This window comes from Klebsiella sp. V115_8 (assembly GCF_029967715.1).
Classification (GTDB): Bacteria; Pseudomonadota; Gammaproteobacteria; order Enterobacterales; family Enterobacteriaceae; genus Klebsiella; species Klebsiella quasipneumoniae.
Map to the genome: position 1 here is coordinate 19,765 of NZ_JASCAR010000042.1, position 12,925 is coordinate 32,689.

Annotated in this window: 15 protein-coding genes; 13 read left to right on the forward strand and 2 right to left on the reverse strand. The window is 59.7% G+C overall.

Going from position 1 to position 12,925, the window contains the following annotated elements:
- The first annotated feature begins 60 nt into the window (after nt 1–60).
- The 13 genes from cysG (at nt 61) to rpoS (ending at nt 11,286) form a co-directional block, all read left to right on the forward strand.
- Nucleotides 61–1,467: a siroheme synthase CysG gene (gene cysG, locus QLG03_RS19160; RefSeq protein WP_072096587.1), complete on the forward strand. Its 1,407-nt coding sequence runs from the start codon at nt 61–63 to the stop codon at nt 1,465–1,467.
- A 9-nt stretch (nt 1,468–1,476) separates the two neighbouring features.
- The gene (gene cysD, locus QLG03_RS19165) at nt 1,477–2,385 is read left to right on the forward strand and encodes a sulfate adenylyltransferase subunit CysD (RefSeq protein ID WP_002915160.1); all 909 of its coding nucleotides are present in this window, start codon (nt 1,477–1,479) and stop codon (nt 2,383–2,385) included.
- A 9-nt stretch (nt 2,386–2,394) separates the two neighbouring features.
- On the forward strand, nt 2,395–3,822 hold the full coding sequence (gene cysN, locus QLG03_RS19170; RefSeq protein ID WP_241516404.1) for a sulfate adenylyltransferase subunit CysN: 1,428 nt from the start codon (nt 2,395–2,397) through the stop codon (nt 3,820–3,822).
- The gene (gene cysC / locus QLG03_RS19175) at nt 3,822–4,427 is read left to right on the forward strand and encodes an adenylyl-sulfate kinase (protein WP_255988657.1); all 606 of its coding nucleotides are present in this window, start codon (nt 3,822–3,824) and stop codon (nt 4,425–4,427) included. The genes cysN and cysC overlap by 1 nt, the downstream gene beginning before the upstream one ends.
- A gap of 50 nt (nt 4,428–4,477) precedes the next feature.
- Nucleotides 4,478–4,804, forward strand: coding sequence for a DUF3561 family protein (locus QLG03_RS19180; RefSeq protein WP_004205590.1), 327 nt, complete (start codon nt 4,478–4,480; stop codon nt 4,802–4,804).
- A 140-nt stretch (nt 4,805–4,944) separates the two neighbouring features.
- The gene (ftsB, locus tag QLG03_RS19185; protein WP_002915156.1) at nt 4,945–5,262 is read left to right on the forward strand and encodes a cell division protein FtsB; all 318 of its coding nucleotides are present in this window, start codon (nt 4,945–4,947) and stop codon (nt 5,260–5,262) included.
- 19 nt (nt 5,263–5,281) lie between these two features.
- Nucleotides 5,282–5,992, forward strand: coding sequence for a 2-C-methyl-D-erythritol 4-phosphate cytidylyltransferase (gene ispD / locus QLG03_RS19190; protein WP_255988655.1), 711 nt, complete (start codon nt 5,282–5,284; stop codon nt 5,990–5,992).
- Nucleotides 5,992–6,471: a 2-C-methyl-D-erythritol 2,4-cyclodiphosphate synthase gene (gene ispF / locus QLG03_RS19195; RefSeq protein ID WP_004181093.1), complete on the forward strand. Its 480-nt coding sequence runs from the start codon at nt 5,992–5,994 to the stop codon at nt 6,469–6,471. The genes ispD and ispF overlap by 1 nt, the downstream gene beginning before the upstream one ends.
- On the forward strand, nt 6,468–7,517 hold the full coding sequence (truD, locus tag QLG03_RS19200) for a tRNA pseudouridine(13) synthase TruD (protein ID WP_255988653.1): 1,050 nt from the start codon (nt 6,468–6,470) through the stop codon (nt 7,515–7,517). The genes ispF and truD overlap by 4 nt, the downstream gene beginning before the upstream one ends.
- Nucleotides 7,498–8,259, forward strand: coding sequence for a 5'/3'-nucleotidase SurE (surE, locus tag QLG03_RS19205; RefSeq protein WP_004205600.1), 762 nt, complete (start codon nt 7,498–7,500; stop codon nt 8,257–8,259). Before truD ends, surE begins: the two co-directional genes overlap by 20 nt.
- Complete coding sequence (locus QLG03_RS19210) at nt 8,253–8,879, forward strand: protein-L-isoaspartate(D-aspartate) O-methyltransferase (protein WP_023290820.1); 627 nt, start codon at nt 8,253–8,255, stop codon at nt 8,877–8,879. Before surE ends, QLG03_RS19210 begins: the two co-directional genes overlap by 7 nt.
- A gap of 125 nt (nt 8,880–9,004) precedes the next feature.
- A complete protein-coding gene (nlpD, locus tag QLG03_RS19215) occupies nt 9,005–10,135 on the forward strand; it encodes a murein hydrolase activator NlpD (RefSeq protein WP_023290819.1) in 1,131 nt (376 codons plus the stop codon).
- 158 nt (nt 10,136–10,293) lie between these two features.
- The gene (gene rpoS / locus QLG03_RS19220) at nt 10,294–11,286 is read left to right on the forward strand and encodes an RNA polymerase sigma factor RpoS (protein WP_002915106.1); all 993 of its coding nucleotides are present in this window, start codon (nt 10,294–10,296) and stop codon (nt 11,284–11,286) included.
- Nucleotides 11,287–11,338: 52 nt separating this feature from the next.
- Here rpoS and QLG03_RS19225 read toward each other — a convergent pair whose 3' ends face one another.
- Both QLG03_RS19225 and QLG03_RS19230 read right to left on the reverse strand, forming a co-directional pair.
- Complete coding sequence (locus tag QLG03_RS19225; protein WP_101881243.1) at nt 11,339–11,716, reverse strand: DUF4440 domain-containing protein; 378 nt, start codon at nt 11,714–11,716, stop codon at nt 11,339–11,341.
- Complete coding sequence (locus tag QLG03_RS19230; protein ID WP_101977760.1) at nt 11,713–12,915, reverse strand: MFS transporter; 1,203 nt, start codon at nt 12,913–12,915, stop codon at nt 11,713–11,715. Before QLG03_RS19230 ends, QLG03_RS19225 begins: the two co-directional genes overlap by 4 nt.
- Between the last annotated feature and the right edge of the window lie 10 nt (nt 12,916–12,925).

Genomic DNA, 12,925 nt, shown 5'->3' on the forward strand with positions numbered 1-12,925 from the left:
AGGCGCACCCTATAGTCGCAGTATCGCTGATTGTAAGAGAGTTGTTACCCCGTGGATTACTTGCCCCTTTTTGCCGAACTGAAACAAAGGCCCGTGCTGGTGATCGGCGGCGGTGAGATTGCTGAACGCAAGATCAAGTTTCTGCTGCGCGCCCAGGCGCAGGTGCAGGTGGTCGCCGGGACGCTGTCTCCGGCGCTGGCCGATCTGGCGGCGCGCCAGGCGCTTAGCTGGCGGGCGACGGAATTTAGCGACGCTCTGGTGGATGATGTCTTTCTGGTGATTGCCGCCACGGAGGACGAGGCGCTTAACCAGCGGGTGTTTGCGGCGGCTAACGCGCGCTACCGGCTGGTCAACGTAGTGGATAACCAGGCGCTCTGCTCGTTTGTCTTCCCTTCTATCGTCGACCGTTCGCCGCTGCTGGTGGCGATCTCCTCCAGCGGGAAAGCGCCGGTGCTGTCGCGTATTCTGCGCGAAAAAATCGAAGCGCTGCTGCCGACGAACCTCGGGCGTCTGGCGGAATCGGCGAGCTACTGGCGCAATCATCTGAAAACCCGTCTGACGACCACCGAAGCGCGTCGCCGCTTTTGGGAGCGGGTCTTTACCGGCCGCTTCGCCAGCCTGATGGTGGCGGGCAACGCTGCGGAGGCGGAAAAAGCGCTGCAGGATGAGCTGGATAAGCCTGAACGCGAAACAGGTGAAATTATTCTGGTGGGGGCCGGACCGGGCGATGCCGGGCTGCTGACCCTGCGTGGCCTGCAGGCGATCCAGCAGGCGGACGTGGTTTTCCACGACCATCTGGTGACCCAGCCGGTTCTCGAACTGGTGCGCCGCGATGCCGAGCTGGTTTGCGTCGGTAAGCGCGCCGGCGAGCACTCGGTGCCGCAGCATGAAACCAATCAGCTGCTGGTGGAGGCGGCGAAGGCGGGGAAAACCGTCGTGCGTCTGAAGGGCGGGGATCCGTTTATTTTTGGCCGCGGCGCAGAAGAGCTGCAGGCTGCCGCCGCCGCGGGCATCCCGTTCCAGGTGGTGCCTGGCGTCACTGCCGCCGCCGGCGCGACGGCCTACGCCGGTATTCCACTGACCCATCGCGATTATGCGCAAAGCGCCGTCTTTGTCACCGGGCACTATAAGCCGGACAGCGCTCCCTTCGACTGGGCGCTGCTGGCGAAGAGCCAACAGACGTTGGCCATTTACATGGGCACCATGAAGGCGGCGGAAATCAGCGCCCAGCTGATCGCCCACGGTCGCGACAGCAATACGCCGGTAGCGGTGATTTCCCGCGGTACCCGTGACGATCAGCAGACGATAACCGGCACATTGCAACAACTCGAACACCTGGCGAAAGACGCCCCGATGCCCGCCCTGCTGGTGGTCGGCGAAGTGGTGCAGCTGCATCAGCAGCTCGCCTGGTTTCAACATACATCATCCGCCGAGGGGTTTAACTCTTCGGTGGTCAATCTGGCTTAAGGAACGGTTATGGACCAAAAACGACTCACTCACCTGCGGCAACTGGAGGCGGAAAGCATCCATATTATTCGTGAGGTGGCCGCCGAATTTTCTAACCCGGTGATGATGTACTCCATCGGGAAAGATTCCAGCGTAATGCTGCATCTGGCGCGCAAAGCGTTTTATCCGGGAACCCTGCCGTTCCCGCTGCTGCACGTCGATACCGGCTGGAAATTCCGTGAGATGTATGAGTTCCGCGACCGTACCGCCAAAGCCTATGGCTGCGAGCTGCTGGTGCATAAAAACCCGGAAGGGGTGGCGATGGGCATCAACCCGTTCGTCCACGGCAGCGCCAAGCATACCGATATCATGAAAACCGAAGGGCTGAAGCAGGCGCTGAACAAATACGGCTTTGACGCCGCATTCGGCGGCGCGCGGCGTGATGAGGAGAAATCCCGCGCTAAAGAACGCATCTACTCCTTCCGCGACCGCTTCCACCGCTGGGACCCGAAAAACCAGCGTCCGGAGCTGTGGCACAACTACAACGGCCAGATTAACAAAGGCGAAAGCATCCGCGTCTTCCCGCTCTCCAACTGGACCGAGCTGGATATCTGGCAGTACATCTATCTGGAAAACATCGAAATCGTGCCGCTGTATCTGGCCGCTGAGCGCCCGGTGCTGGAGCGCGACGGCATGCTGATGATGATCGACGACGACCGTATCGATCTGCAGCCGGGCGAAGTGATTGAAAAACGGATGGTGCGTTTCCGTACCCTCGGCTGCTGGCCGCTGACCGGCGCGGTGGAGTCTGAAGCGCAGACGCTGCCGGAAATTATTGAAGAGATGCTGGTATCCACCACCAGCGAACGTCAGGGGCGCGTCATCGATCGCGACCAGGCCGGCTCGATGGAGCTGAAGAAACGTCAGGGTTATTTCTAAGGAGCCGCCATGAACACGACCATTGCCCAACAAATTGCCGATGAAGGCGGCGTAGAAGCTTATCTGCACGCGCAACAGCACAAGAGCCTGCTGCGTTTTCTGACCTGCGGCAGCGTCGATGACGGTAAAAGCACCCTGATTGGCCGTCTGCTGCACGATACCCGCCAGATCTATGAAGATCAGCTCTCTTCGCTGCACAACGACAGCAAGCGTCACGGCACCCAGGGCGAAAAACTGGACCTGGCGCTGCTGGTGGATGGTCTGCAGGCCGAGCGCGAGCAGGGCATCACCATTGACGTGGCCTATCGCTACTTCTCGACGGAAAAACGCAAATTTATCATCGCCGACACCCCGGGGCACGAGCAGTACACCCGCAATATGGCCACCGGCGCGTCCACCTGCGATCTGGCGATCCTGCTGATCGACGCGCGTAAAGGCGTGCTCGACCAGACCCGCCGTCACAGCTTTATCTCCACCCTGCTGGGCATTAAACACCTGGTGGTGGCGGTCAACAAAATGGATCTCGTCGAGTTTAGCGAAGCGCGCTTCAACGAGATCCGTGAAGCTTACCTGACTTTTGCCGAGCAGCTGCCGGGCAACCTCGATATTCGCTTTGTGCCGCTGTCGGCGCTGGAGGGCGATAATGTCGCCAGCCAGAGCGCGAACATGCCGTGGTACAGCGGCCCGACTCTGCTGGAAGTCCTCGAAACGGTGGAGATCCAACGGGTAGTGGAGAGCCAACCGCTGCGCTTCCCGGTGCAGTATGTTAACCGTCCGAACCTCGATTTCCGCGGCTTCTCCGGTACGGTCGCCTCCGGTACCGTGCAGGTCGGCCAGCGTCTGAAGGTGCTGCCGTCGGGCGTCGAGTCGAGCGTGGCGCGTATCGTCACCTTCGACGGCGATCTGCAGGAAGCCGCCGCCGGGGAAGCCATTACCATTGTGCTGAAAGATGAAATCGACATCAGCCGCGGCGACCTGCTGGTTGACGCGCAAGCCACGCTGCCGGCGGTGCAAAGCGCCAGCATCGACGTGGTGTGGATGGCCGAGCAGGCGTTGACCCCGGGGCAGAGCTACGACATCAAAATCGCCGGTAAGAAGACCCGCGCCCGCGTGGATGCTATCCGTTACCAGGTGGATATTAACAACCTGACCCAGCGTGAAGTCGAGTCTCTGCCGCTGAACGGCATCGGGCTGGTGGAGCTGACCTTTGACGAACCTCTAGTGCTGGATCCCTATCAGCAAAACCCGGTGACCGGCGGGCTTATCTTTATCGATCGTCTGACCAACGTCACCGTCGGCGCCGGGATGGTCAACGAGCCGCACCTGCAGGCGCCGACGTCGGCATCGCAGTACAGCGCTTTCGAGCTGGAACTGAACCAGCTGATCCGCAAACACTTCCCGCACTGGGACGCCCGCGACCTGCTGGGAGGCAAATAATGGCCCAGCATGACGAAAACGTCGTCTGGCATGCCCATCCTGTGACCCAGCAGCAGCGGGAACATCATCACGGCCATCGCGGCGTGGTGCTGTGGTTTACCGGCCTTTCGGGGTCGGGTAAATCCACCGTCGCCGGGGCGCTGGAGGAAGCCTTGCATGAGCGCGGCGTCAGCACCTATCTGCTGGACGGCGATAACGTACGTCATGGCTTGTGCAGCGACCTGGGATTCAGTGATGAGGATCGCAAAGAGAACATTCGCCGCGTCGGTGAAGTGGCCAGGCTGATGGTCGATGCCGGGCTGGTTGTATTGACGGCATTTATATCTCCGCACCGCGCGGAGCGACAGATGGTGCGCGAGCGCCTGGGGGAGGGACGCTTTATCGAAGTGTTCGTCGATACCCCGCTGGCCATCTGCGAGGCGCGGGATCCGAAAGGATTGTATAAGAAGGCGCGGGCAGGGGAATTACGCAATTTCACCGGTATAGACTCGGTCTATGAGGCACCGGAAAAGGCGGAAATTCATCTGGATGGTGAACAATTGGTAACAAATTTGGTGCACCAACTATTAGACCTGCTGCAACAGAGCGATATTATCAGATCCTGAAACGGCAGCGGCATCGAGGGGTGCCGGTTGCCCGGTCTACAGGATTCGATATGCGCAATACCCAGAACCTCAGTATTATTCGTTCAGAACCGCCTCCGGCGACCGGCGACGAGACCACCTGGTCTTTGTCGGGCGCTGCCGTGGGCTTTATTTCATGGCTGCTGGCGCTGGGTATTCCCTTCCTTCTCTATGGCAGTAATACACTTTTCTTCCTCCTCTACACCTGGCCATTCTTCCTTGCGTTGATGCCGGTGGCGGTGGTGGTCGGTATTGCGCTGCACTCTCTGCTCAATGGCAAACTGCTCTATAGCGCCAGCGCGACCATCCTGACTGTCGGGCTGATGTTTGCGCTCCTCTTCCTCTGGCTGTTGGGATAACCCGTTTCTGGTATGAATCAAGCATGGGTATCAGCAGCAAAAATATGGTACAGTCCCCGCGTTACGCGGCATCGTCCGCGCGCCCCGGTAGCGTACCCGGGCGAGTTTTGGGATGATGATGCCGTTTTTCAGGGGGCAGGATGGGTAAACTAACGCTGCTATTATTAGCTTTGCTGGTCTGGCTACAGTATTCGCTGTGGTTCGGTAAAAACGGCCTGCATGACTACACGCGGGTTAACGACGACGTCACCGCCCAGCAGGCGACTAACGCCAAATTAAAAGCACGCAACGATCAGCTGTTTGCCGAAATTGACGACCTCAACGGCGGTCAGGAAGCGATCGAGGAGCGTGCGCGCAATGAACTCAGCATGACCCGCCCGGGCGAAACCTTCTATCGTCTGGTACCGGATGCGTCTAAACGCAACCAGGCATCGGGGCAACAGCAGAACAATCGATAACCAGGCCCAGGATTACAACATGGCAGCCACTTTTCCGGGCATTTGCGCCGTGGTGCCGGCAGCCGGTTTCGGCCGCCGCATGCAAACGGAATGCCCGAAACAATATCTCTCAATCGGTAACAAAACGATTCTCGAACATGCGGTCGCCGCGCTGCTGGCGGATCCGCGCGTCCAGCGCGTGGTGATTGCCGTCAGCCCCGGCGATCGGCGCTTCAGCCAGCTGCCGCTGGCCCAGCACCCGCAAATTACCGTCGTGGATGGCGGCGCCGAGCGCGCCGATTCGGTGCTCGCCGGCCTGCAGGCGTTGCCGGAGGCGCAGTGGGTGCTGGTGCATGACGCCGCGCGCCCCTGCCTGCATCAGGATGACCTCAGCCGCCTGCTGGCACTCTGTGAAACCAGCCGCGTCGGCGGGATCCTCGCAGCGCCGGTGCGCGACACCATGAAGCGCGCCGAGCCGGGCAAAACCGCCGTCGCCCATACCGTCGATCGTAATGACCTGTGGCACGCGCTCACCCCGCAATTTTTCCCTCGCGAGCTGCTGGTGGATTGCCTCACCCGGGCGCTGAACGAGGGGGCCACCATCACCGATGAAGCCTCGGCGCTGGAGTACTGCGGCTTCCATCCGCAGCTGGTCGCCGGACGCGCTGATAATATTAAAGTGACGCGCCCGGAAGATCTGGCGCTGGCGGAATTTTACCTCACCCGTTCCGGACACCAGGAGAAAGCTTAATGCGAATTGGACATGGTTTTGACGTACACGCTTTTGGCGGTGAAGGCCCAATCATCATTGGCGGGGTACGCATTCCTTATGAAAAAGGGTTGCTGGCCCACTCCGACGGCGACGTCGCGCTGCATGCGCTGACCGATGCGCTGCTGGGCGCCGCGGCGCTCGGCGATATTGGCAAGCTGTTCCCGGATACCGATCCGGCGTTTAAAGGCGCCGACAGCCGCGAACTGCTGCGCGAAGCGTGGCGCCGCATTCAGGCCAAAGGCTATACGCTCGGCAACGTCGACGTCACCATTATCGCCCAGGCGCCGAAAATGCTGCCGCATATCCCGCAGATGCGCGTTTTTATCGCTGAAGATCTCGGCTGCCATATGGACGACGTCAACGTGAAAGCGACCACCACCGAGAAGCTGGGTTTCACCGGCCGCGGGGAAGGGATCGCCTGCGAAGCGGTCGCGCTGCTGCGTAAGGCCGACAAATGATCGCCTTTGACCAACTGACCTGGCTGCACGGCAAGCCGCAGAGCAGCGGGCTGCTGAAAGCCAATCCGGAAGATTTCCTGGTGGTGGAAGACCTGGGCTTCGCCCCGGACGGCGAAGGCGAGCACGTGCTGGTGCGGATCCTCAAAAACGGCTGCAATACGCGCTTTGTCGCCGATGCGCTGGCGAAATTCCTCAAAATCCATGCCCGTGAAGTGAGCTTCGCCGGGCAAAAAGATAAGCACGCCGTCACCGAGCAGTGGCTGTGCGCCCGGGTGCCCGGCAAAGAGATGCCGGATCTGAGCAAATTTCAGCTCGAGGGCTGCCAGGTACTGGAATATGCCCGCCATAAGCGTAAGCTGCGATTAGGCGCGCTGAAGGGCAACCAGTTTACCCTGATCCTGCGCGAGGTAAGCGATCGCCAGGAGGTGGAGACGCGTCTGCAGGCCATCGCTGAATGGGGCGTGCCGAACTATTTCGGCGCTCAGCGCTTTGGCATCGGCGGCAGCAATCTGCAGGGCGCGCTGCGCTGGGCGGAGAGCGGCGCGCCGGTGCGCGATCGCAATAAGCGCAGTTTTTGGTTGTCGGCGGCCCGCAGCGCGTTGTTTAATCAGCAAGTCAGTATTAGATTAAAAAAAACGGAATTTAATCAGGTTGTTGATGGCGATGCGCTACAATTAGCGGGGCGTGGGAGCTGGTTTGTCGTCACACCGGAAGAACTCGAGGTTTCGCAGGCGCGGGTGCATAACCGCGAACTGATGATCACGGCTGCGCTGCCGGGCAGCGGCGACTGGGGAAGCCAGCGCGACGCTCTGGCCGCCGAGCAGGCCGCCATCGCCGAGGAAACCTTGCTGCAGACACTGCTGGTGCGGGAGAAAGTCGAGGCGGCGCGCCGGGCGATGCTCCTCTATCCGCAGCAGCTGAGCTGGAACTGGTGGGATGATGTAACCGTTGAACTGCGTTTCTGGCTGCCGGCGGGCAGCTTCGCCACCAGCGTGGTCAGGGAGCTTATCAATACAACGGGTGACTATGCGAATATTGCTGAGTAACGATGACGGGATCCATGCGCCGGGGATACAGACCCTGGCGAAGGCCTTAAGGGAGTTTGCCGAGGTCCAGGTGGTTGCACCCGATCGTAACCGCAGCGGGGCTTCGAATTCGCTGACGCTGGAATCGTCACTGCGCACCTTTACCTATGAAAATGGCGATATCGCCGTCCAGATGGGGACGCCGACGGACTGCGTCTACCTCGGCGTGAACGCGCTGATGCGCCCGCGTCCGGACATCGTCGTTTCCGGAATCAACGCCGGGCCCAACCTGGGCGATGACGTCATTTACTCCGGCACCGTGGCGGCGGCGATGGAAGGCCGCCATCTGGGGTTCCCCGCGCTGGCCGTGTCGCTCAATGGCTATCAACACTACGACACCGCCGCGGCGGTGACCTGCACTCTCCTGCGCGGACTCAGCCGTGAACCGCTGCGCACCGGGCGGATCCTCAACGTCAATGTCCCGGACCTGCCCCTTGACCAGATCAAAGGTATCCGCGTGACCCGCTGCGGCAACCGCCATCCTGCCGACCAGGTGATCCCGCAAAAGGATCCGCGCGGCAATACCCTTTACTGGATTGGCCCGCCGGGCGATAAGCGCGACGCCGGGCCGGGCACCGATTTTGCGGCAGTGGATGAAGGCTATGTTTCCGTTACGCCATTGCACGTCGATTTAACCGCCCATCAGGCGCATGAGGTGGTCACCGATTGGCTGGAACGTGTCGGGGTTGACAGGCAATGGTAAGTAAACGTGTTGAAAGTTTGTTGAATCAACTGCGCACGCAGGGCATCGTCGATGAACGTGTCCTCGAGGCGATCGCGCGCGTCCCGCGCGAAAAATTTGTTGATGAAGCCTTTGAACATAAAGCGTGGGAAAACACCGCGCTGCCGATTGGCCAGGGGCAAACCATCTCCCAGCCGTACATGGTGGCGCGGATGACCGAGCTGCTGGCGCTGACGCCGGAGTCGCGGGTGCTGGAGATCGGCACCGGTTCCGGTTACCAGACGGCCATCCTGGCGCACCTGGTGCATCACGTTTGCTCGGTAGAGCGAATTAAGAGTTTACAGTGGCAGGCGCGTCGTCGCCTGAAACAACTTGATTTACATAATGTTTCAACCCGTCATGGCGATGGGTGGCAAGGTTGGCAGGCGCGGGCGCCGTTTGATGCCATTATTGTGACGGCGGCGCCGCCGGAAATACCGACCGCGCTGCTGGCGCAGCTGGATGACGACGGCGTGCTGGTACTGCCGGTCGGCGAGGAGCATCAGTTTCTCAAACGGATCCGTCGCCGGGGCAACGAATTTATCATTGATACCGTCGAGGCCGTTCGCTTTGTTCCCCTGGTGAAAGGGGAGCTGGCCTGAGACCCGGATTATTCCAGGTTTTTTTTGCCTGACTTTAGGCGTAGGGTGGACACATTTTTCAGTGTCCTGGCCGGGCGTCGCCCGGTAAGCAAGATATTGGCAGTTAACATATTCCTGGGGGATAAATGAGCGCGGGAAGCACCAAATTTACCGTCAGCCGTATTGCGGCTCTTTCACTGGTTTCACTCTGGCTGGCCGGATGTACCAACACCAATAATCCGCCTGCGCCGGTTAGCTCTGCCGGCGGTGCCGCTTCTTCCAGCACCAATTCCGGCATGTTGATTACGCCGCCATCCTCCGGCGTCCAGTCTGCTCCTCAGGCGCAGCCGATCCAGCCGGTGCAGACCCAGACCATTCAGCCGCAGCCAATGGCGCAGGAGCCGGTGCAGACGGTGAATGGCAAGATCGTATACAACCGCAAATATGGCGATATTCCGAAAGGTAGCTATACCGGCGGCAGTACCTATACGGTCAAACGCGGCGACACCCTGTTCTATATCGCCTGGGTCACCGGCAACGATTTCCGTGACCTGGCGCAACGCAACAATGTCCCGGCCCCGTACGCCCTGAACGTCGGTCAGGTGCTGCAGGTCGGCAACGCTTCAGGCCAGCCGATCACCGGTGAAAACGCCGTTTCTCAGGCCAGCGCAAGGGCGAGCGGCGGTGCGACGGCCACCACAACTTCTGCACAAAAATCGACCGCGGTGGTTGCTTCACAACCGACTATTACGTATTCTGAATCCTCAGGTGAACAAAGTGCTACCAAGATGTTGCCTAATAATAAACCAGCGACCACGACCTCGACGGTTGTCGCGCCGGTGACGGCACCTACAACGGTGAGCACAACCCAGCCGACTGCAAGCAGTACGTCAACCAGTTCGCCGATCTCATCATGGCGCTGGCCGACTGATGGCAAAGTTATTGAGAACTTTAGTGGCGCGGAAGGCGGCAATAAAGGTATCGACATTGCAGGCAGTAAGGGACAGGCTATTGTCGCGACCGCCGATGGGCGCGTCGTCTATGCCGGTAACGCACTGCGCGGCTACGGTAATCTTATTATCATCAAACACAACGATGATTACCTGAGTGCCTACGCTCATAACGATACCATGCTGGTTCGGGAGCAACAGGAAGTCAAAGCGGGGCAGAAAATCGCTACCATGGGTAGCACCGGAACCAGCTCAACAAGATTACATTTTGAAATTCGTTACAAGGGGAAATCCGTCAACCCGCTGCAGTACTTACCGCAGCGATAATTTGGCAAAGTACGGATAAGCGAAGCATTAGCTAACAGGCGCCAGGGCGGTGTCTATGCGCCTCTCGCTGAGAGGAGTAGGAGAAATCGTCCTGGCGTCTTTTGTTGATGCGCCGTGGAAGGTGCTTTGCTCAGGGATCACGGGTAGGAGCCACCTTTATGAGTCAGAATACGCTGAAAGTTCATGATTTAAATGAAGACGCGGAATTTGATGAGAACGGAATTGAGGTTTTCGACGAGAAGGCCTTAGTAGAAGAGGAACCCAGTGATAGCGATCTGGCTGAGGAAGAGCTGCTGTCGCAAGGCGCAACGCAACGCGTGCTTGACGCCACTCAGCTTTATCTTGGAGAGATTGGTTATTCCCCACTGCTGACCGCGGAAGAGGAAGTCTATTTCGCGCGTCGCGCACTGCGTGGTGATGTCGCTTCACGCCGTCGCATGATTGAAAGCAACCTGCGTCTGGTGGTGAAGATTGCCCGTCGTTACAGCAATCGTGGTCTGGCGCTGCTGGATCTGATTGAAGAAGGTAACCTCGGCCTGATCCGCGCCGTTGAGAAGTTTGACCCGGAACGTGGGTTCCGTTTTTCGACCTATGCGACCTGGTGGATCCGCCAGACCATTGAACGGGCGATCATGAACCAAACCCGTACGATCCGTTTGCCGATCCACATTGTCAAAGAGCTGAACGTCTATCTGCGTACCGCGCGCGAGTTGTCCCACAAGCTGGACCACGAGCCGAGCGCGGAAGAGATTGCCGAACAGCTGGACAAACCGGTCGATGACGTCAGCCGTATGCTGCGTCTGAACGAGCGCATCACCTCGGTGGATACCCCGCTGGGTGGCGATTCAGAAAAAGCGCTGCTGGATATTCTGGCCGATGAGAAAGAGAACGGCCCGGAAGACACCACGCAGGACGATGATATGAAACAAAGCATCGTTAAATGGCTGTTCGAACTGAACGCCAAGCAGCGTGAGGTTCTGGCGCGTCGTTTCGGTCTGCTGGGTTATGAAGCCGCCACCCTGGAAGATGTGGGCCGTGAAATTGGCCTCACTCGCGAGCGTGTGCGTCAGATCCAGGTGGAAGGTCTGCGTCGCCTGCGGGAAATTCTGCAGGGGCAAGGACTGAATATCGAAGCGCTCTTCCGCGAATAAGATCTTTTCTCTCAAAAAGGCCCCCTCGAAAGACGGGGCCTTTTTCTTTGCGCTAGCCGAGGCGGGTTTCCTGCAGATGGCGCCAGACAATTTTCCCTTCCGCTTGCTGAAAAATCGCCGTCGACCAGCGTACGTTCTCACTGCCATCCGCCAGCGTTTGGCGTTCACGGTACAGCACGGCGGCGCCGTCGTGCCACTCGCTGATGATTTTCGCCTGATCCACCACAATGTGTAATTCCGGACGGCTTGCGCCCGCCTGGTGGAAAAAACGGCTCACCGTCGGGTAGTCCATCTTCTCGCCGTTCAAAGGGATCATGGTGAATTCGGCGGCAAAGCGGCTCATCAGCGCCTCAGCGCTACCTTCCCCCTGGCTTAACCAGCGTTCGATAAGGACATGGGCGTCGACGACTTCCTGCAGATAAGGGTTCATGACTTCTCCAGAGTAGTGTGCAGGCGATGGATAATCGCCCGATTATTCAGCCGCAGGCAAAACAGCAGCGGCAACAGGGTTATGGCGGCGGCGCAGCTAAACGCGCCCTGCCAGGCGTAGGCCGGCGGGAAGACTCTCAACAGCAGGGCGAGCAGCGCGCTGCCGGCAAAGAAGCTGAGCTGGCGGTTAAGATTCCACAGCGCGCTGGCGTCAGGCATCTCTTCGCCAGGCGTATGCAGGAAAGCGCTGCTTTGCGCGGTGCTGCTGCATAAGCTGCCTCCGCCGCCCATCAGCGTAAAGGCCAGAATCAACAGCGCCAGCGGGCTGCGCGCATCGACCTGCAGCAGCAGCAGGATCCCCGCCGCCTGTAGCAGGCAGCCGACCATCACCAGCGGCCGCGGCCCGAAGCGGTTGAAATACCTGCCGGTAAAGGTGATGGCGGCAAACGAGGCCAGCGACCACGGCACCATCAGGGCGCCAGTGGCCCCCGGCGCCATCCCGGTGACGCGTTGCAGGTAGAACATTCCCACCACGTTGACGGCAATAAACATCCCCGGTACGCAGAGATAGATCAGCATGGCGAAGCGCAGGAGAGGATCGGCCAGCAATGACAGCGGGAGAAAGCGGGTCGGCCGGACGGGAGCGGGGCTGTCGTTTAGCCATCGCGCCGCCAGCATAAAGGTAAGCAGGGCGACAGGCAGGCTGGCGAAAAAGACCCAGCGCCAGCTGAACGCCTGGACGAGCAGACCCCCGATCGCCGGCGAGCAGGCGGGCGCCAGCAGGCCGACCAGCATCACCGCCGCCGACAGCTTCGCCCGCTCCTGCGGCTGAAACAGCGGCCACGTCAGCGCCTGGCCGAGGGGGATTAACAGCCCGCCGCCCATCCCCTGCAGCGTACGCCAGAAAATCAGCTCACCCAGGCTATGGGCCAGCCCCGATGCCAGCGCGCCGAGGCTGAACAGCCCCAGCGAGAGTAAAAACAGCCGTTTTGGCCCACAGCGCTGGCTAAGCCAGGCGCTGAACGGTACGACGGCCGTCAGGCCAAGAATATAGGCATTGCTGACCCACGCCAGCTGCGAGACGGACACCGCCAGCTCGTGGCTGATAGCCGGGAAGGCAATGCTGGCGATAAACATATTGATTAGGTCGAGAAAAAAGCCGAACAGAAAAACGGTGGCAACGCGGTGGCGATAGGTCATGATTCACTCC